This window comes from Klebsiella sp. 141161 (assembly GCF_050600815.1).
In the GTDB taxonomy this organism is placed as follows: domain Bacteria; phylum Pseudomonadota; class Gammaproteobacteria; order Enterobacterales; family Enterobacteriaceae; genus Klebsiella; species Klebsiella aerogenes.
Map to the genome: position 1 here is coordinate 325,552 of NZ_JAQIRN010000003.1, position 20,372 is coordinate 345,923.

Genomic DNA, 20,372 nt, shown 5'->3' on the forward strand with positions numbered 1-20,372 from the left:
TAGCTTCCGGCTATCGCCCGGAAGAACGATAGCCGGGTTCGTTTATTTGCCCTCGCTCACAGGAATGGCCAGCGGCGCGGGCACCGGCTTCATGGTCGCCGGATCGACCGCCAGATAACGCCCGGTTTTGTTATCGATACCGACGTAATCGATCATCTTGCCCTGCGCTTTGGTGACCATGGTACGTTTGGCGAATGCCTCGTAAGCGTCGCTCATCGTTTTGACCCGATCGGCATGTTGGGCCGCGACGTCATGCGTTTCCAGCGGATCGTCATGCAGGTTAAACAGCTGCCACGGCGCATCGCCGGCGTTGAGGCCGCGAGGTACCAGCCGCCGCAACTTCCATTCGCCATCGACCCAGGCCGCCTGATTATGCAGTTCAACCCCGTAGTTGCCGCGCGGCGGCTGCTGGACTTCACCGGTTAGATAGCGCTTAAAGCTGACGCCAATCATCGGTAACACGGGTTTCTTCGCCAGCGATTTATTGGGATCGATGCCGGCGAATTCATATAGCGTCGGCGCCACGTCGTACACCGCCATCGTTGAGGCGTCAATTTTACCGCGCCGGGTAATGCCGGGACCGGAGATCATAAAGTCGGTATTGATGCCGCCCTGGGCGCTGGTGGTTTTGTGATAGTTAGCGTAGGGGGCATTGCTGACGTTCGCCCAGTGGGGGCCGTAGGAGACAAATGATCCTTTGCGGCCCACGTTGTCATAGCTGTTATCGAACTGCTTCCAGAATTCGGAGGTAGATTCGTAATAAAAACCCTGTGCCGGGTTGGCGCCGTTATCGGTTAAAAACACCAGCAGGGTATTTTTATCGCGCCCGGTTTGTTTCAGCGTCTCTATCAGCGTGCCGATTTGCGCGTCCATATTGGCGATCATCGCCGCATATACCTGCATCACTTTCGCCGTATATTTCTGCTGCTCTGGCGTTAGCGCTTCCCACTCTTTATCCAGCTCCAGATGCGGCAGCGGGGTGTCGTCATGAATAATTCCTAACGCTTTCAGGCGGGCGATACGCTGGCGGTAGACCTCGGCGTAACCCTGCTCATACTGGCCTTTAAAGCGCTTAATCCACTCGTCCGGCGCCTGCAGGGGATCATGAGGGGCGGTGAAAGCCAGCCAGGCGAAGACCGGCTGCTCCTTCGGCGTCGCTTTAATCCAGCTATTCATCTGGCGGGCGTAAGCTTCGCTGGAGTAAAAATCATCTGGCAGGGAGACGCGCTCGCCATCGCGGGTATAGTAAGTGTGGAACGCCTCGACGGTTCCGAGCGGTATCGCATCGTTAAAATGGCTGGTGCCGCCGCCCATAAAGGCGAAGGAGTGGTTAAAACCGCGGTCCTTCGGCGTGGCGCCGGGAACAAAACCGAGATGCCATTTGCCGGCCATCAGCGTGTTATAGCCGGCATCTTTAAAGCGCTCGGCCATGGTGGTGACGCGGTCGGTCAGCCGCAGCTCGTAACCCTCTTTGCCTATGGTACTGTCGTACCACCACATGCCGCCCATCCCGGCCTGCTGGTTACTGTTGCCGGTCAACAGCATCGAACGCGCCGGGGCCGACATCGGCGAGGTGTAATACTGGCTCATGCGGATACTTTGCTCCGCCATGGCTTGCAGGTTGGGGGTGGGGATCTCACCGCCGAAGGGGCTGATATCGGAATAACCCATATCATCGGCGATAATCACGATGACGTTTGGATGCTCATTCTGCGCGCCGTGCGCGCCGCCGGCGAGGATCATGCTGACCGCCGCGGCCATGGCTTTTTTGTTCACGACTGACTCTCCTGTTCAGAGGGGGATATCATCAGGGTAAGGCGCTACGCAGTATGCGCAGACCCAACAAACGCGGCCCGCCAGGCCTTCAGGCCGTTAAGGTCGCGGGAAAAGGGGCGTACTGGCGCGAGGATTTCGCTAAAGAACCGGTAATAGCCGCCGCAGAGGCGGTTGTTGCCAGCGGCGTTGAGATGCGCGGGGCAGCCGCCCTGGCAGACCATTTTTACAGCGCAAGTCTGACATTCGCGGCGCCGGCTTTTTTGCTGGCCAAAAGGGAGCTGAACTGAAGCGTCAACTGCGGCGGCAAGCGTCTGCTCGTCAAGGCGACCCAGCCGATGTTCGGCGTTGATCTGATGATCGCAGGCGTAAAGCTGTCCGTCAGACTCCATCACCAGATTGCTGCCGCAGCGGGCGCTATGCACGCAGCTGCCGCTGCTATGGGTAAAGTACTGCGCCCACGCCTGTTCGATATTGATGACGAACACCCGCCCCATATCGCAGCGCTTTTGCCACTGTCGCCAGATACCGACCATAAAACGCCCCCAGTTATCGGCGCTGAGCTGATAACCTTCGCGCAGCGCCGCGCCTTCGCTCATTAGCGGCTGGAACTGCAGATAGCGCGCGCCAAGCGTGACCATCCGGTCATAAATCGCCCCCGCGTGGGCGGCGATTTCGTTATGCACCACCACCAGCAGATTAAACTCCACCTGATGCTGGTGGAGCAGGGCGATACCGCGCAGCGCAGCCGGCCAGGAAGCCTGCCCGCGTTTATCAGGACGGTGGTGGTTTTGCAGCGCTTCGCTACCTTCGAGGCTGACGCCGATAATAAAGCGATGTTCGCGAAACAGCCGGCACCAGGCGTCGTTGATCAGCGTCCCGTTGGTTTGCAGGCTATTGCTGATGGTTACGCCATCAGGGGCGTAGCGCTGCTGCAGGGCGAGCGCTTTTTTATAGAAACTTAGCCCGGCCAGTAGCGGCTCGCCGCCCTGCCAGACAAAGTTGATTTCCCGCGCGCTGACGGGCTGGGCGGCAATATAGCGGCGGATAAACTGCTCCAGCCGCGCCTCGTCCATCTTCCTGACCGGCGTTTCATCCTGCGGGTAGTAGCAGTAGCGGCAGGCGAGGTTACAGGCGGGGCCAATCGGTTTCATCAGAATATGAAACGGCAGCGATGAACGCGGTTCGACGGCCAGCGGAATTTGCTGCTGGCGTAAGGCGGCGATATTCAGCATCGGCTTATCCTCTATTAATTGCTGGCCTGGGGCGGCATATTTGGGCAATAGCAAGTCAGGCGTAATCCGTTGATTAAGCCGCGGCGTTAAATTATCGACATCCTTTTTAGGGTATAAATGAAAAAATGCAAAAAACTATCGTTCTTAAGGATGAGATCGGACCTGCCAATATAAGGGTTTTTAATCCTTGCCGGAAAATAACGCGTGGTGTTAATAACTTTTGTTTATGTTTTAACGTGTCCACGTTAACAGAACGCTGGCTTGTTTTTAAATGCTTTAAATAACAATGCATTGATGAAAATAATGTAATCGATATCACATTGTTAACATGTTAATGATTGTGTTACTTAAATGTGAAATGTATGCTTCATCTTACTCTGGTAATCCGCGTGTTACGCACCACCACCTTGACGGGGGGAAATATCATGTCTGCTTTATTAAAAGCCAGTCGTAATGATGCGATAATAGCCCGTTGTTTACAGACTATTTCACAGTTAATTCCACTGTCTTCAGCGGTTTTTTATCGAGTAAATAATCGTTTAAAACCTGAAAACTATATATTGCATAATATTTCGGATAATACACACCAACAATATCTGGAGAGCTTCCAGCCGTTGGATCCACACCTGCCGGCGCACTTTAGCCACCAGAGCACGACCATGGCGGCGATGACGCCGCGACTCTGTGACCGTAACCGGCACTACTACCATGAATTTATGTTGCCGAATAACGTACGCGACATGACCGAAATCTTTATTCGCCGCGAACGGCGGATCGTTGCCGGTATCTCGCTGATGCGCGACGTGCCTTTTTCCAGCGAAGAACGGTTGCGGGCCCAGGCGGTACTGCCGTTGGTGGAACTGGCTATTCGCGATTTCCTGCAGGAAGAGGATGAACTCCCCGCCATCCTGACAGCCAAAGAGCGCGAAATCGTCGGCATGGTGCGTGAAGGCGCCAGCAACAAGCTGATTGCCCGCCAGCTGGATATCTCGCTCTCGACGGTGAAAACCCATCTGCGCAATATTTTCGCCAAGACTGAAGTCGTCAACCGGACTGAACTCGTTTCCCGAACCTGGATGCCTGCCGCTCAGCGTACGCTGCATCTGTAATCTGACTATCGCATCCCGCGCGCGCCGTGGCAGCACGGCGTTTTCCTGATGCCTGAGGGTATCACTCCCTGGATAACCGTCCGGGGGGAGGCTTTTTTGACTGGAGCACGCCCTACGATGTCGAGTACACCTTTTTCTGATAATACTCTTTCGCGGCCTGGCAGGCTGGTGGTGTCGCTGCGTTTGCTGGCGGCGATTGTCATTTTCGCCGCCATTGCGCCGGGGATTTTAATGACCGCGCCGGCGGTGGCGGCGCAACTGGGCAGCGAATGGCACCTTAAACCCGGGCAGATCGGTTGGTTGTTTTCGGCGGAGCTCGGCGCGATGAGCCTGGCGACGCTCCCGGCGTGGTGGTGGATGAGCCGCCTCGACTGGCGGCGGGTCGCGCTCGTTGCCTGTGCGGTATTTCTGCTCGCTAACCTTGCCTCGGCGGCGGTAACCCAGTATTCGTCTCTGCTGGCGGTACGCTTTATTGCTTCCCTGGCGGGAGGCACGCTGATGATCTTGTGCATCAGCTGCGCGGCGGGAACGCCGAATCCATCACGGGTGTACGCATTCTGGGTACTGGGGCAACTGCTGTTAGGCATGCTTGGCCTGCTGGTGTTGCCCGGCCTGTTCGTGACCTTTGGCCTGAAGGTCGTTTATCTGCTCCTCGCCGCCATCATGCTCTGCTGTTTGCCGCTGGTTTCTGCCTTCCCGTCGCGTTTTCAAGCGCAATCGGCTTCCCATCGCCAGCCGTCTGCGGCGTCGTGGCGAAAGGCGCTGGCGGTGCTGGCGGTTCTCACCTTCTATATCAGCCTCAGCGCGGTATGGACCTTTATCGGCACCATCGGCAGCGGGGCGGGGTTGAGTCCGACACAGGTCGGTCTGGTGCTGGCGGCGGCGACGGTGTTCGGCATTATCGGCGCCGGCGGCGCGGCGCTGCGCGGTACCCAACGTCCGGACTGGCTGGCGGTGTGGCTGGGATACGCGCTGCTGATCGCCAGCGTGCTGTTACTGACAGGTCATCCGCTGCTGGTGCGTTACGCCATCGCGGCGCTGCTGTTTAAGTTCACCTGGACTTTCGTGTTGCCCTTTATCCTCGCTCGCGTGGCCGCGCTCGATAACAACGGCCGGTTGATGAACAGCATCAATCTGGTGATCGGCGGCGGAATGGCCGCCGGTCCGGCGATCGCGGGGGCCTTACTGCAACACTTCGCCAGCGCCAATCCGCTGCTGGCGGCGGCAGGCGCCTGCGCGCTGCTGTCGCTGATTTTGATTGCGGCGGCGTCGTCCGCCGGGAAAGGTTTAGCCAACGGGAGGATAGAGTGAAAAGAAAAACCGGTTTCTTCTTTGATGAACGTTGTTTCTGGCACAGTACCGGCCTGCACGCGGTAACGCTGCCGGTCGGTGGTTGGGTACAGCCGCCTGCCGGCGGCGGCCATGCCGAGTCGCCGGAGACCAAACGGCGGATGAAAAACCTGATGGACGTCTCCGGGCTGACGCCGCAACTGGAACTACGCAGCGCGGCGGCAGCGAGCCTGGAAGACCTGCGGCGGATCCATCCCGATAGCTATCTTGAGGGCTTTAAGGCAATCAGCGATAACGGCGGCGGCATGCTCGGCAAAGAGGCGCCGCTGGGGCCGGGGAGTTATGAAATCGCCTGCCTTTCCGCCGGGCTGGCCTGCGCCGCCGTCGAGGCGGTGCTTAAGGGCGAACTGGATAACGCTTATTCGCTGTCGCGGCCGCCAGGACACCACTGCCTGCCGGATCAGTCGATGGGGTTTTGTTTCCTCGCCAATATTCCCATTGCCGTTGAACGGGCGAAAGCGTTGCTGGGGCTCGGCAAGGTAGCGATTATTGACTGGGACGTTCACCACGGTAACGGTACGCAGCATATCTATCTGCAGCGCGATGACGTGCTGACTATCTCATTGCATCAGGACGGCTGCTTCCCGCCGGGCTACTCCGGCGAGGACGATCGCGGCGTTGGCGCCGGCGAAGGTTACAATATCAATATTCCGCTGCTGGCCGGGGCGGGCGAAGATAGCTGGCGCTATGCGCTGGAAACTATCGTCATTCCCGCGCTGGCGCGTTTTGAGCCGGAACTGATTATTATCGCCTGCGGCTATGACGCCAACGCGATGGATCCATTGGCGCGGATGCAGCTACATAGCGACAGCTTCCGGGCGATGACCGAACAGGTCCAGCAGGCGGCGGATCGCCTGTGCGGCGGCAAACTGGTGATGGTGCACGAAGGCGGCTATGCCGAATCCTACGTGCCGTTCTGCGGCCTGGCGGTGATGGAAACGCTGAGCGGCGTGCGCACCGAGGTTCAGGATCCGCTGCTGGAATTTATTCAGCAGCAGCAGCCGCGCGCCGCGTTCGCGCAGTTCCAGCGCCAGGCTATCGATCGACTGGCTCAGCAGTTCGGTCTGCTATAAACCACCTCAGCCTCCCCGCTGTGATGGCGGGGAAGGGCAAGACGCAATGTGGCTCAAAAGTCCCAGTTTGGGACTTTTTTCTTTACCTGGTCCCGAATTGGGACTAATATCCGTCCATGAAGATAATCTCAGTGAAAGTACTCAGGGATTTCTGGGCGGAGAATCCCGACGCGGAACAACCGCTAAAGGCTTGGGTGGACGAGGCAATAAAGGCTGACTGGAAAACCCCGGCGGAGATCAAGGACCAATACCGCAGCGCAAGCATATTGAAAAATAAGCGGGTGGTATTCAACATAAAGGGAAATGATTATCGGTTAATTGTAGCTGTTGCTTATCTGCGGGGATGGATGTTCGTTAAGTTTATCGGAACGCATAAGGAATATGACGTGATAAACGCTGAGACGATAGAGAGGAAGTAAATGATGAATGTTAAGCCTATCCGCACTGAACAAGATTACGAAGCCGCGTTAAGCGCGGTTGAACCTTTTTTTGATAATGAACCAGCGCCTGATACGCCAGAGGGCGATTTTTTTGAGGTGATGTGCTTGCTCATTGAAGAGTATGAGAAAAGGCACTATCCCATCGAGCCGCCCACCCCCATTGAAGCCATAAAATTTCGTATGGAGCAGCAGGGGCTTACCGTAAAAGATCTGGAACCGGCGATTGGTAAATCTAATCGCGTTTATGAAATTCTCAATGGCACGCGCAACCTGACGCTCCCGATGATTCGCCGGCTTCATGCACAGTTCGGCATTCCTCTGGAGAGTCTGATCGGTGCGTGATGTCATGGCCATAAGCTCTTAATCATTGGTTTTTTCAATCATCCACTGACTTACCGCCTGATTAATCATCGCCATCACGCTGAGCAGCAGCATCCGCTGCTGCGCTTCGAGCTTCAGATAACGGCGCAGCGGCGGCATTTTGCAGACCACTTCGCTGGCGGCCCAGGGTTCAATGCAGCAGCGCCAGCCGCTACCGTCAAAGGTCAACGAAAAACGGCGGTAGTCCAGCTCGCTTAAGGTCTGCTGAAGATTAGGAAAACCGTTGAGATAGCCGGCGAGTTCCGCGCTCTCTTTACCGCCGATAAAGCGGACTGGCTGACGTTTCAGCCAGCCGGATTGGTGAGCGCGGATCTTACCGCGAGCGGGCCGGGTAACCGGCCCCTCGACGACAAACTCGCAGCTGTGAATGCTGGCCATAAATAGTCGCTTCTGACGCACCCTGTAGGTGACGAAGGTGGCGTCGTTCAAGCGCAACATCGCGCTGCTTTCGCTCAGTTTTTCGCTCGGCCAGCCCGCTAAATCGCGCTGCACCGCGTTCATTAATGGCGTTTCAAACCAGGGGACGGAGGGCATCAGGCGTCATCTCCCCGCGGGTCTGTTTCTCATAGTTGCCGATAGCGCGCTCGACCACCTCTTCTACCGCCAGCGGCTTGAACGGATTAACGCGCTGTACGCACAGCGTCCAGAACAGGGCATAGGCGGCGGTCAGGCCGAGCATAATCCCGAACGGCACCAGCACCTCGCGGCTGTCCATCCCCGGTGGGGTAATATTCACGATAGCGATGATAATCCCGACGCTGGAGATAATCTGCGGTAGCGGGAACCACGGCGAGCGGTAGGCGCGCGGTAGGTCCGGGCGGCGAATGCGCAGCATCACCACCGACAGCGTCACCAACAGATAGGCCACGCCCCAGGCGCAGACCGCGGCGAGGATCAGCGGCACGATGCGGTCCAGATCGCCGTTCAGGTACCAGGCGTGCAGGCAGGGGATGGCCACGCCGATGGCAATCGCGATCACCGGCGTTTTGAAGCGCGGATGCAGCCAGGTAAGAAAACGCGGCAGCGCGCCGTCCAGCGCCATACCGTAAATAATACGTGGCACCGCGGCCATCAAGGTATTAATCGTGGCGCAGCCCGCCAGCAGCAGGCCGACTCCGAGCCAATACTGGCCGGCGTGGCCCATCACCCGCTCGGCGAAGGCCGGGATAGCCATCGGCGTGTCCAGCAGATGGACGTTATTCGCCGCATCGACCACCACGTTTTCCACCTGGCGGTTAATCGCCGCGCCGTAGATAAACATGCAGCTGGCGACGCCCAGCAGACCCAGCGCCATCGCCCGCGGAATGGTGCGGTGGGCTTTTTTGATTTCCGGCGCCATCGGCGTCACCAGTTCGCAGCCGACGAACATAAACATCGCCATGCCGATATAGCCGAACAGGCCGGAGATATCGCTAACGTTCAGCGGCGTGCCGAACCAGCCGGAAAGGTGAGTCACCGGCGCCATAAAAATGCCGCACAGGCCGAAAATGGTCAGCGTCGTCCACATGCCAAAGGTAAGCACCACTTCGACCTTGCCGAAAATTTCCACGCCAATGGCGTTGAGCAGGCCGAAAATGACCACCATACCGACGCCCACCATCCAGGTGTTTTGATGGGCGGCCATCTGCGCATTGACCGATTCGAAGTTCACCAGCGCCATAATGCCGGCGAGAATGGTCTCCGCGGTTCCGGCGAAGATATGGACGATAAGATAGGCGCACAGCGCGCCGGTAATGGCGAAGAAGCGGCCCATACCGCAGGAGATATAGTCGTACACCGAACCGGTGGTGGGGATTAACGTCGCGGCTTCGGCGAAGGTAGTGACCTGCGCCTGCATCATAATAAAAGCCAGCAGTACCGCCAGCGCGAAGGTGTCGCCGCCCATGCCAAATCCGCTGGTGACCGTCAGGATCACCGGGCTTGCCATAATCAGCCCAACCGAGCTGGCGAGGGTCGTCGGAAAGCCGACGACGCCGCGTTCAAGATGGCTGGCGAGTCTGTTACTAAACATAGTCAACCTCTGCACAATGTAGGGGAGGGCAGGGAATAGCCAGCGCCACTCCCGGATAGTCATAATTTAGGCGGGCATCCTGCTCAACGAATATCGTCCGGAAGGTGGAGAGCAACGGGTGAATCTGTGACGTAGTCCATGAATGTGGCGACTGATAAACAAGATGGCCCCGAAAACCGGGGCCATCTGTCTTGCCACGTTGCGCGTATTTCTGCCGGGTGGCGGCTAGCGCCTTACCCGGCCTACGGTCCGTGCGGCCTGCCTTTAATTTGGCCTCAAAACCCCGGTGGCGCTGCCGCTTACCGGGGCTACAGCGCTGTGCGATTTGGTAGCCCGGAGAAGGCGCAATGCGTCGCCGAGCATTATCAGCGTGTTAGCGCGTCTCAATGTTCGCCAGATAGTGTTTGACGAAACGCGGGGTGAGAATTTTCCACTCCACTTCGGTGCCTTGTTTGACAAACCAGCTGTCGCCCGGCGCGAAGCGCTGCGGCTCGCCGCCGGCGACGGTCAGTTCTACTTCGCCCTCCAGCACGGTGGCGTGTTCGGTAAATGGATAGGTCATGGTGAAGCTCCCTTCGGTGGACGAAAACAGTCCGCAGGTAAAGGCGTCCTGCGGCTCGCCATATATCATCGCGCCCGCTACCTGCGGGTCGCCGGCGGTCGGCGTCGCGCCGAGCAGACTTACGCTGCCGATCGGCTGCAGTTCAGGTACCGGTTGTTCGAGTTTAAAAGCGTACATTGCGTTCTCCTGATTAACTCCGGCCTTTCCAGAAACCGGCGGTTTGATGCATCAGTTTTCCGGCGGTGACTAATAACAGACGCAGGCTGTCACGGCCGTGGATGGTCGCGTGGGGAATGCTGCTTAGCAGGTGATAGCGGTCGGAACCGCCATTGATCCCTTCGGCGAGGATTTTGCACACGATGTGCGAGGGGGTGACGCCGAAGCCGGAGTACCCCTGGACGTAAAAGACGTTGTTATGGTCGCGTAAGGTGCCGATCTGTGGGAACAGGTTGGCGCTGCAGGCCATCGGCCCGCCCCAGGCGAAGTCGATCTTCACATCTTTCAGGTACGGGAAGACCTCCGCCAGCAGCGTACGATTCCAGGCGGCGAAATCGTTCGGCGTATATTCCACGAAGCGGGTAGCGCTGCCGAACAGCAGGCGGTTTTCGCGGGTGACGCGGTAGTAGTTAATCACCGGGCGAATATCGCTGAAGGCGCCGCGCAGCGGGCTGATGCGCTCGATCAGTTCATCGGAGAGCGGCTCGGTCGATATCTGATAAGAGTAAGTGACCAGCGTTTTGTTGTAGATCTCCGGCTCCATATTGTTGAGGAAGCTGTCGCAGGCCCACAGCAGTTTGGCGGCTTTAACGCTGCCCATCGCGGTGCGCACCCGTACCTGTTTGCCGTAATTCACTTCCACCACCGGCGAGGATTCGAAAATCTTCACCCCCAGAGAATGCGCGGCCTGCGCCGAACCAAGCAGCATATTGAGCGAATGGATCTGCCCGCCGCCCATATGTTTCAGCGCGCCGCAGTAGACCTCGGAGCCGACCACCTGCTGTACCTCTTTGCCGGTATACAGTTCGATATCTTCATCCGGGGTGGCGGCTTTAAACTCCTTCTCCCACTGGCGTAGCGTTTTGAGCTGCCGCTGGTTATAGGCCAGGTAGCCGTAGCCGGGGACGAAATCGGCGTCGATGTTGTATTTGCGGATGCGTTCGCGAATGATGCCCGCGCCGAGGTTGGCGATTTTAAATAGCGTCTCCAGCCCCTCTTTGCCGACGTGTTTTTTCACCGCTTCGATATCGTGGCCGATCCCGGCCATCACCTGGCCGCCGTTGCGCCCGGTGCCGCCATAGCCAAGATGGCGCGCTTCCAGCACCACCACGTTGGTGATCCCCTGTTCCGCCAACTCCAGCGCGGTGTTAATACCGGAAAAGCCGCCGCCGATAATCACCACATCGGCTTCGATATCTTCCCGCAGCGCCGGAAAATGGAGCTGGTATTTCTTCGTCGCGCCGTAGTAGTTCAGCGCATCGATTTTAATATTCATCGCGTTACCCTGTCGTCTTGCCTGGCTCAATGTCCTCATCACAGCACGCCGCGCGGGCGTTGAATATCGTCCGGAAGAATGACGTTCTTTAGAACGATGGGCGGCGCGGCGCAACCGTGCTGTGATGGGCTAACTTTGCTAAAAAACGGGTGCTGACGATGAGCGAGATAACCATACTGGCGGAAGTGACCGCCTTTTTACGCCAGCCGCACGGGCAGTTTATTGCCGGCCATCGTGAGGCGGGCCACGGCGCGCCGTTCGCTGTGATAAACCCAGCGACCGGAGAGTCAATCGCCGAAGTCACGGCGGCGGATGTCGGCCAGGCGGACCGCGCCATGGAGAGCGCCCGCCTGGCGTTTAATCAGTGGCGCGAGATGCCGACGCTGGCCCGCGGCGCGCTGCTGCTAAAGCTGGCGGACACGCTGGCAGAGCATCGCGAAGAGCTGGCGCAACTGGAAAGCCTCTGCTCCGGTAAGACCATCACCCTGGCGCGGATGCTCGAGCTGGATCAGTCGGTAGCGTTTTTGCGCTACTTCGCCGGCTGGGCGGGGAAAATCACCGGAGAAACCCTGGATGTGTCACTGCCGTCGATGGCCGGGGAAAGATATACCGCCTTTACCCGCCGCCAGCCGTTGGGCGTGGTGGTCGGCATCGTGCCGTGGAACTTCTCGATTATGATTGCCATCTGGAAGATGGCGGCGGCGCTGGTCTGCGGCTGCACTATCGTCCTCAAGCCGAGCGAGTATACGCCGCTGACGCTGCTGCGGGTGGCGGAACTGGCGAAGGTAGCCGGTATTCCGGATGGCGCGATTAACGTGGTCAACGGCGCCGGCGGCGAAATCGCCCAACGCCTTATCACGCATTCGGCCTGCGCCAAAGTGAGCTTCACCGGCTCGGTGGCGACCGGGGAAAAAGTCCAGCAGTCGGCCAGTGCGTCAGGTAAACGGGTTACGCTGGAGTTGGGCGGTAAAAACGCCGCACTGTTCCTCGATGACCTGCCGCCAGAGGCCATGGTGAACGGCATTATCGAAGCCGGTTACCTCAACCAGGGGCAGATTTGCGCCGCCGCTGAGCGCTTTTATCTGCCGCAGGGAAAACTGGATGCGGTGCTGGCGCTGCTGAAAGACAAGCTCAGCGCTTTCGCCCCGGGGTCGCCGCTGGATGAACAAACGCTGATGGGGCCGCTGGCTAACCGCCAGCAGTATGACAAAGTCTTGCGTCTCATTCAGACCGCGCGCGAAGAGGGTGATACCATCGTTTGCGGCGGCGAAGCGCTGCCTGGCGAGGGCTATTTCCTGCAGCCGACGGCGGTTAAGGTGCGCAGCGAAGAGAGCACCCTGATGCGCGAGGAGACCTTCGGCCCGGTATGCAGCTTTATTGGCTATCGCAGCGAAGAAGAAGCGCTGGCCCGAATTAATGCTTCCCCATTTGGACTGGCGGCCAGCGTCTGGTCGGATAATATCCGCCAGGCGCTGCGCTACTCGCAGGCCATTGACGCCGGGATCGTATGGGTCAACATGCATACCTTCCTCGACCCGGCAGTGCCGTTCGGCGGCATGAAAGGATCGGGTATTGGCCGTGAGTTTGGTAGCGCGTTTATTGATGATTATACCGAACTTAAATCAGTGATGATGCGTTATTAAACCACAGGAATATCGGCATGCCGCTAATCACTATTAATTAATGAAAGATAAGACTTGCTGGTTATTATTATCTAACCCACCGCCAGGCCGCTAAATAATAATTTAGTGGCCTTTTTGTTTACCTCGAAGATGCGTTCAAGGAAAACGCCCGAAAACTTGTACAATAATATCCCGATTAAAAATTGCCGCCAATTAAATTTGCGATTACCAATATGCACTCCGTAATCATCTAATGGATGACTGGCATTTTATTGTTTGAATTATTGTTAACTAAAAATTATCTGAGAGTTTTTAATTAACATTTAATTAATTATTTGAGAGGTCACTTTGACTACGCTATTAAAAGAGATCGTTATTGTCGGCGGCGGCGCCGGCGGGTTGGAGCTAGCGACCCAGCTGGGACGTAAATTAGGGCGTCGGCGGAAAGCGAATATTACCCTTGTCGATCGCAGCCAGAGTCATCTGTGGAAACCACTGTTGCATGAAGTCGCCACCGGTTCGCTGGATGAAGGCGTGGATGCGTTGAGTTTCCTCGCCCATGCCAGCAAACACCACTTTTCCTTCCAGCACGGTTCGGTAATGGATATCGATAGGCAGAATAAGACCATTACTATCGCCGCGCTGCGGGATGAGCAGGGCGAAGTACTGGTGCCGGAACGCAAGTTGCGCTGGGATACGCTGGTGATGGCGCTGGGTAGTACGTCGAACGATTTTAATACGCCAGGGGTAAAAGAACACTGTATTTTCCTCGACAGCGCTGAGCAGGCAAAAGTATTTCATCAGCAAATGCTGAACCAATTTCTGCGCTATTCCGCCGACCCGCAGACGACCGGTAAGGTCAATATTGCCATTGTTGGCGGTGGCGCTACCGGCGTTGAATTATCTGCTGAATTACATAATGCGGTGAAAGAACTGCGCAGCTACGGTTATAAAGATCTGACCAACGAGGCGTTAAATGTCAGTCTGATAGAAGCCGGCGGCGGTATTTTACCTGCACTGCCAAAACGGATTTCCCGCGCCGCGCACGAAAAGCTGAGTAAACTTGGCGTGAATGTGATGACCAATACCATGATCACCGGCGTTGAAAAAGGTGGCCTGCAGACCAAAAATGGCCAGTTTATCGAGGCGAGTTTAATTGTCTGGGCGGCGGGGATAAAAGCGCCGGACTTCATGAAGGATATCGCCGGGCTGGAGACCAACCGTATCAATCAACTGGTGGTGACCCCGACGCTGCAGACGACGCGCGACGCTGATATTTTTGCTTTCGGCGACTGCGCGGCATGCCCGCGTCCGGAAGGTGGATTTATCCCGCCGCGCGGCCAGGCGGCGCATCAAATGGCGCTCTTGACCGCCGACAACATTATCGCCCGCATGAAGGGGCATAAGTTGAAATCGTTCTCCTATCGCGATCGCGGTTCGCTGGTTTCTCTCTCCGGCTACACGACCTTTGGCAGCATTATGGGACATCTACCGATTGGCCCGATGATGGTCGAAGGCCGTATTGCGCGGATGGTTTACGATTCGTTGTATCGGATGCATCAGGTGACGCTGCACGGTTATTTTAAAACCGGCCTGATGATGTTATCCGGGGGGATAAACCGGATTATTCGCCCGCGCCTGAAATTGCATTAAGCGTGTTAAGCCGCCCTTCGCAAGAAGCGTGCGGCATAGCCTCCTGTCGCCCGGATAAGGCGTAGTGCGCCGCTATCCGGGTATGTATCGATCCCGAAGTTTCTTTCTTCCCCTATCAATCCGCCATTCCACGTTAAAAAATCAGCAGATTATCTTTTTTGCCCGCCGGGGGTTGTCTGACGTCTGATAATGCGTATAGTTCTCATTCTCTTTTTTGTTCGCAGGCTAAGCAGGGATCGATCTGCGCCAGTGAGTCGTTCACAAGGAACAGCAAAGGCGTAGGGTGACGCAAAGACAGCAGGCCGGAAACACACAATATCGGCCACTGCGCGACCACCGGGTCATTGATTTTTTATAGGGTTGTTCCAATGAAATACACTCTTCCGGCGTTGGCGCTGGCCATCAGCGCGACGTTAGGCGGCTGCGCGACTCACCATTCCGCTGCCGTTGCGCAACCGGTTGTTAACTCTCCTGCGGCTAACGTGGCGCAACCGCTGCAGCGCCAGCTAGCGGAAGGGTTGTACGAGATGGCGCTAAGCCCGCAGGGCGATGCGCTGTACGTCGCCAGCGCCGAAGGCTTTAAAGATGTGCAGGGCGGGGCGGTTTACAAGCTGGATCCGCAAACCCTTAATACCATCGGCCTGACGCATACCGATCTGAAAAACTTCGCTTTGCAACTCTCTGCGGATGGTAAAACGCTATACGTCAGTAATTCGCTTGACGGCGGCATCAGCGCTATCGACACCGCCACCGGCAAGGTAAAAAACCGCCTGCTGTTCAGCGAGCGCAATGAAAAAGGGCTCCCCTATGGGGCGCGTCAGCTGCTGCTGCTAAATAATACCCTCTACGTTGGCGCAGTCGCCGACCCGGCGCAAATCTGGGTGGTTGACGCCACTACCATGAAGCTGAAAACGCGGATTAAAAACACCGGTAAATGGATGACCGGCCTGCACTATTCTGCACAAACCGGGCGCGTATACGCCGCCAACGGCAGCGGTGAAATTCTGGTGATCAACCCGCGTAACCAACGCATTGAACAGCGCTGGAAGCCGTTGGGCGACAAGCCGGCGCTGCTGCTTAATATGGCCGAAGATAGTGACACCGGTCGTCTGTTCGTGACCGATAACTCGAAAGCGAAAACCACCCTGGTGTTGGATATCCACAGTGGCAGACTGCTTAAACAGCTCGAGGTCGGTGATTCGCTGGCGGTGCAGTTCAATGGGAAACGCCACGAAATTTATATTTCACAGCGTGAATCCGGCAAGGTTATCAGCCTTGACGCCAGCCGCTACACGCTGAAGAAAAGCTGGGCGCTGCCGGCCAATCCCAACAGCCTGCTGCTTTCCGCCGATGGTCAGACGCTGTTTGTCACCGTCAAACAGCCCTTCAATAAAGACCACTCCACTAAAGGCCCGGACAGCGTCGTACGTATCGACCTGAACGCGCAATAAAAATAACTGGCCCGGCGACGGGTCCTTTGATCCATTTATCCTCATCCATGGGGCAAATTATGCACACCACGCACTATTCATCCTTCCCGCTGCGTAAAACGCTGTTGGCCTTAGCCATCGGCGCCGCCAGTCAAACGGCGATGGCCGCTGACGCTGCCGCCGCGGAGCAGCCTGGCGAAGAGACCATCATCGTCGAGGCTAACGAAAACGGCGATTTTAAATCCGGCGGCGACCTGGTGGTACCGGCATTCCTCGACGGCCAGATCGCCCACGGCGGCCGTCTGGGGATGCTTGGCGAACAAAAAGCGATGGACGTCCCGTTTAACGTCATCGGCTATACCTCGAAGCTGATTCAGGACCAGCAGGCGAAAACTATCGCCGATGTCGTCAGCAACGACGCAGGCGTGCAGGCCGTACAGGGCTACGGAAACTTCGCCGAGACCTATCGAATCCGCGGGTTTAAGCTCGATGGCGATGACATGACCATGGGCGGTCTGGCGGGCGTGGTGCCGCGTCAGGTGATGGACACTCAGATGCTGGAGCGCGTTGAAATTTTCAAAGGGGCTAACAGCCTGCTTAACGGCGCGGCCAGCAGCGGCGTCGGCGGGATGATTAACCTCGAGCCGAAACGGGCGGAAGATCTGCCGACCGCACGTGTTGGCGTCGACTATACCTCTGATTCGCAGGTTGGCGGTACCCTCGACCTGGGACGCCGTTTCGGCGATAACAACCAGTTCGGCGCCCGGGTCAACCTGGTGCATCGCGAGGGCGAAGGCGCTATCGATAACGATAAACGCCGTACCACGCTGGCTTCGCTGGGGCTTGATTACCGTGGCGATCGTTTCCGCTCCTCGCTCGATTTCGGCTATCAGAAGAAAACGTTCCACGGCGGTACGATGGGCGTCAATATCAGCGGCGTAGATTTCATCCCGGCGCTGCCGGACAACAGCAAAAACTACAGCCAGAAGTGGGGCTATAGCGATATTGAAAGCGAGTTCGGCATGGCGAAGGCGGAATATGACCTGAGCGATAGCTGGACGGTATACAGCGCCCTCGGCGGTCAGCATTCGCATGAAATCGGCACCTACAGCGCGCCGAAGCTGCTCAATAAAAACGGCGATGCAACGGTTGGCCGCCTTGATACTAACCGCATCATCGACGCGATCAGCGGCATGGGCGGGGTACGCGGCGATTTCAATACCGGCGCGATTTCGCATAAGGTGAATCTCGGCTATGCGGCGCAGGTGCATACCGATGCGACCGCCTGGCGGATGTCGGCGAAGAATCCGACCACCAATATCTATGACAACCACGATGTGGCAATGCCGGATAACGCCTATTTTGGCGGCAACTACCACGATCCGCTGGTCACCTCGCGCAGCCGTACGCAGGGCTGGCTGCTGAGCGACACTCTCGGCTTCTTTAACGATAAGGTGCTGTTTACCGCGGCTGCTCGTCATCAGAAAGTGGTCGTGCGCAACTACAGCAACGCCACTGGACTGGAAGATACCTCTTCGCGTTATACCCAAAGCCGCTGGATGCCGACGTTTGGCCTGGTGTACAAGCCGTGGGAGCAGCTGTCGCTGTATGCTAACCATACCGAAGCGCTGCAGCCGGGCTCTGTGGCGCCGACTACGGCGGCCAATGCCGGGCAGAGTACCGGGATCGCGCACTCGAAGCAGGACGAAGTGGGCGTCAAGATCGACTACGGAACGATCGGCGGATCGCTGGCGCTGTTTGAAATCAAAAAACCGAACGCCATTTCCGATACCTCTGGCAATTACGGCCTCGACGGCGAGCAGCGTAACCGCGGCGTAGAGATGAACGTCTTCGGCGAGCCGATGCTGGGGCTGCGTCTTAACGCCAGTACGGTGTGGCTGGATGCCAAACAGACTAAAACCGCTAAAGGCGCAACCGATGGTAAAGATGCCATCGGGGTGGCTAATTTCTACGCGGTGCTCGGCGCCGAGTATGATATTAAGCCGGTGGAAGGCCTGACCGCGACAGCGCGTGTCAATCATAGCGGCTCGCAGTATGCCGATGCGGCCAACACCAAGAAGCTGGATAGCTACACCACCCTGGATTTAGGCCTGCGCTATCGTATGCGCCTGAACGCCGACCAGAACGAAATGACCTGGCGCATCGGGGTGACCAACGTGACCAACGAGAAGTACTGGTCCGGCATTGACGATACCGGAACCTATCTGTTCGAAGGCGATCCGCGTACCGTTCGCGTCTCAATGAGCTACGACTTCTAACGCTAAAAAAGCGGGGCGGGCGGCTGATGCTTGCCCCGTGCAACTTGCGACAATTCCCCCTAAGTGATAAAAGGTGCCCCTTCACAAAAATACACAGGGGAACGACGTGAAAGACGCGTCAACGTCGTCGGATGCCGTGGAAGAGAGCGGCCCGACGCTTCATCGCGGTTTACAGAACCGACATATTCAACTTATCGCCCTTGGCGGCGCGATTGGCACCGGCCTGTTTCTTGGCATTGGTCCCGCGATTCAAATGGCTGGCCCGGCGGTATTACTGGGTTACGCCGTGGCCGGTATTGTGGCTTTTCTGATTATGCGCCAGCTTGGCGAGATGGTGGTGGAAGAGCCGGTATCTGGCTCTTTTGCCCACTTTGCCTATAAATACTGGGGCCCGTTCGCCGGCTTTCTCTCTGGCTGGAACTACTGGGTGATGTTCGTGCTGGTAGGGATGGCGGAACTAACCGCCGCCGGGATTTATATGCAGTACTGGCTCCCTGATGTTCCCACCTGGGTTTGGGCGGCGGCCTTCTTCATCATTATTAACGCCGTCAACCTGGTTAACGTGCGCCTGTACGGCGAGGCTGAGTTCTGGTTCGCGCTGATTAAAGTACTGGCGATTATCGGCATGATTGCCTTTGGCCTGTGGATGCTGTTCGGCGGCCACGGCGGCAGTAAGGCTGGATTCGACAATCTGTGGAAGCACGGTGGATTCCTCGCCACCGGCTGGCATGGCCTGGTGCTGTCGTTGGCGGTCATTATGTTCTCTTTTGGCGGCCTGGAGCTAATCGGCATTACCGCCGCGGAAGCGCAGGATCCGGAAAAGAGCATTCCGAAAGCGGTCAACCAGGTGGTTTACCGTATCCTGCTGTTTTACATCGGCTCGCTGGTGGTGCTGCTGGCGCTTTATCCGTGGGTAGAGATCAAATCCGATAGTAGTCCGTTTGTGATGATTTTCCATAATCTTGACAGCAACGTGGTGGCTTCCGCGCTGAATTTCGTCATTCTGGTGGCATCGCTGTCGGTCTATAACAGCGGCGTCTATTCTAACAGCCGCATGCTGTTCGGGTTGTCGGTACAAGGCAACGCGCCGAAGTTTCTCGCCCGCGTGAGCAAACGCGGCGTGCCGGTGAATTCGCTGCTGCTGTCGGGCGTCATTACCTCGCTGGTGGTGGTACTGAACTATCTGCTGCCGCATGAAGCGCTGGGGTTGCTGATGGCGCTGGTAGTGGCGACGCTGCTGCTGAACTGGATAATGATCTGTATGGCGCACCTGAAGTTTCGCGCCGCGCAGCGTCGTAAAGGTCGCGAGTCTAAGTTCAAAGCGTTACTGGCGCCAGCCAGCAACTACTTTTGCATCGCTTTTCTCGGTTTGATTCTGGTGCTGATGTGCACCATTGACGGGATGCGTCTGTCGGCGATATTGCTGCCGGTGTGGATTATCTTCCTGTTTGCCGCTTTCAAACTGCTGCGCCGCCCGGCGTAAGGCTTATCGCCCCGCGGAATGGCGGGGCGACATAACTTATTTTATCCCGTGGAAGCCATCCAGATAGGCGCCAGCCAGCTCATTGCCAAACAGACGAGCATCCTTCGCTTCCATCGTTTCGCTCCACCGATCGCTCGCATTACCGTTGAAGGAGTGTTGCGACTTCACCCCTTCCAGCGCCTGTTGCTTAATGGCGTCGGCAACTTGCTGCGCATCGCTTTCACTCACCCCTTTTTTCCGATCTTCTTGCCCGCGGGCGTAGATATCGCGGAAGTTAGGCAGGTTCATCTGATAATTTTGCTGACGGTTAACGGTGAAATTGCCGCCGACGAAATCAGAACGATGAGACACGAAGCTGTAAGCATGGCGTTCTGGCGAGGTCTTCGATGAGGTGCAACCGGAGAGGAGTGCTAAAGCGCAGCCAAGCGCGACAAACGTTGTGGTTAATTTCATTATGCAGAGCGTCCTTTGGCGATAAT

General features: G+C 57.1%; 17 protein-coding genes. 10 read left to right on the forward strand and 7 right to left on the reverse strand.

What is annotated here, in order from left to right:
• Nucleotides 1-42: 42 nt before the first annotated feature.
• Nucleotides 43-1,776 (reverse strand): arylsulfatase, encoded by a 1,734-nt coding sequence (locus PGR79_RS09885; RefSeq protein WP_113373796.1) that lies wholly within the window; start codon nt 1,774-1,776, stop codon nt 43-45.
• 44 nt (nt 1,777-1,820) lie between these two features.
• Nucleotides 1,821-3,008 carry an anaerobic sulfatase maturase gene (locus PGR79_RS09890; protein ID WP_430921574.1) on the reverse strand — a complete coding sequence of 396 codons (1,188 nt, stop codon included), beginning with the start codon at nt 3,006-3,008 and terminating at the stop codon, nt 1,821-1,823.
• A gap of 425 nt (nt 3,009-3,433) precedes the next feature.
• On the opposite strand from PGR79_RS09890, the gene PGR79_RS09895 reads away from it, so the two are divergent.
• The 5 genes from PGR79_RS09895 to PGR79_RS09915 all read left to right on the forward strand — a co-directional run bounded on the left by PGR79_RS09895 (nt 3,434) and on the right by PGR79_RS09915 (nt 7,322).
• The gene (locus PGR79_RS09895) at nt 3,434-4,117 is read left to right on the forward strand and encodes a helix-turn-helix transcriptional regulator (RefSeq protein WP_015367829.1); all 684 of its coding nucleotides are present in this window, start codon (nt 3,434-3,436) and stop codon (nt 4,115-4,117) included.
• 117 nt (nt 4,118-4,234) lie between these two features.
• Nucleotides 4,235-5,428, forward strand: coding sequence for an MFS transporter (locus PGR79_RS09900; RefSeq protein WP_113373798.1), 1,194 nt, complete (start codon nt 4,235-4,237; stop codon nt 5,426-5,428).
• Complete coding sequence (locus PGR79_RS09905) at nt 5,425-6,540, forward strand: class II histone deacetylase (RefSeq protein ID WP_430921577.1); 1,116 nt, start codon at nt 5,425-5,427, stop codon at nt 6,538-6,540. Before PGR79_RS09900 ends, PGR79_RS09905 begins: the two co-directional genes overlap by 4 nt.
• Nucleotides 6,541-6,656: 116 nt before the next feature.
• Nucleotides 6,657-6,959 carry a type II toxin-antitoxin system HigB family toxin gene (locus PGR79_RS09910; protein WP_045393363.1) on the forward strand — a complete coding sequence of 101 codons (303 nt, stop codon included), beginning with the start codon at nt 6,657-6,659 and terminating at the stop codon, nt 6,957-6,959.
• The gene (locus tag PGR79_RS09915) at nt 6,960-7,322 is read left to right on the forward strand and encodes a helix-turn-helix domain-containing protein (RefSeq protein ID WP_172408062.1); all 363 of its coding nucleotides are present in this window, start codon (nt 6,960-6,962) and stop codon (nt 7,320-7,322) included.
• Between the two features lie 18 nt (nt 7,323-7,340).
• Here PGR79_RS09915 and PGR79_RS09920 read toward each other — a convergent pair whose 3' ends face one another.
• The 4 genes from PGR79_RS09920 to PGR79_RS09935 form a co-directional block, all read right to left on the reverse strand.
• Complete coding sequence (locus PGR79_RS09920; RefSeq protein ID WP_113373800.1) at nt 7,341-7,895, reverse strand: DUF3156 family protein; 555 nt, start codon at nt 7,893-7,895, stop codon at nt 7,341-7,343.
• Complete coding sequence (locus PGR79_RS09925; protein ID WP_087860299.1) at nt 7,873-9,372, reverse strand: APC family permease; 1,500 nt, start codon at nt 9,370-9,372, stop codon at nt 7,873-7,875. Before PGR79_RS09925 ends, PGR79_RS09920 begins: the two co-directional genes overlap by 23 nt.
• A 373-nt stretch (nt 9,373-9,745) precedes the next feature.
• Entirely contained in the window at nt 9,746-10,111 is a 366-nt protein-coding gene (locus PGR79_RS09930) for a cupin domain-containing protein (RefSeq protein WP_430921580.1), read from the reverse strand.
• Nucleotides 10,112-10,124: 13 nt separating this feature from the next.
• Entirely contained in the window at nt 10,125-11,426 is a 1,302-nt protein-coding gene (locus PGR79_RS09935) for an NAD(P)/FAD-dependent oxidoreductase (RefSeq protein WP_113373802.1), read from the reverse strand.
• Nucleotides 11,427-11,584: 158 nt separating this feature from the next.
• On the opposite strand from PGR79_RS09935, the gene PGR79_RS09940 reads away from it, so the two are divergent.
• The 5 genes from PGR79_RS09940 to pheP all read left to right on the forward strand — a co-directional run bounded on the left by PGR79_RS09940 (nt 11,585) and on the right by pheP (nt 19,893).
• Nucleotides 11,585-13,069 carry an aldehyde dehydrogenase family protein gene (locus PGR79_RS09940; RefSeq protein ID WP_430921582.1) on the forward strand — a complete coding sequence of 495 codons (1,485 nt, stop codon included), beginning with the start codon at nt 11,585-11,587 and terminating at the stop codon, nt 13,067-13,069.
• Nucleotides 13,070-13,396: 327 nt separating this feature from the next.
• Nucleotides 13,397-14,701: an NAD(P)/FAD-dependent oxidoreductase gene (locus PGR79_RS09945; protein ID WP_113373804.1), complete on the forward strand. Its 1,305-nt coding sequence runs from the start codon at nt 13,397-13,399 to the stop codon at nt 14,699-14,701.
• 368 nt (nt 14,702-15,069) lie between these two features.
• Entirely contained in the window at nt 15,070-16,152 is a 1,083-nt protein-coding gene (locus tag PGR79_RS09950) for a YncE family protein (RefSeq protein WP_113373805.1), read from the forward strand.
• Between the two features lie 59 nt (nt 16,153-16,211).
• A complete protein-coding gene (locus PGR79_RS09955; RefSeq protein WP_113373806.1) occupies nt 16,212-18,410 on the forward strand; it encodes a TonB-dependent siderophore receptor in 2,199 nt (732 codons plus the stop codon).
• Between the two features lie 106 nt (nt 18,411-18,516).
• Entirely contained in the window at nt 18,517-19,893 is a 1,377-nt protein-coding gene (pheP, locus tag PGR79_RS09960; protein WP_047054926.1) for a phenylalanine transporter, read from the forward strand.
• A gap of 36 nt (nt 19,894-19,929) precedes the next feature.
• Here pheP and PGR79_RS09965 read toward each other — a convergent pair whose 3' ends face one another.
• A complete protein-coding gene (locus PGR79_RS09965) occupies nt 19,930-20,346 on the reverse strand; it encodes an Exc2 family lipoprotein (RefSeq protein ID WP_113373807.1) in 417 nt (138 codons plus the stop codon).
• Nucleotides 20,347-20,372 lie beyond the last annotated feature (26 nt).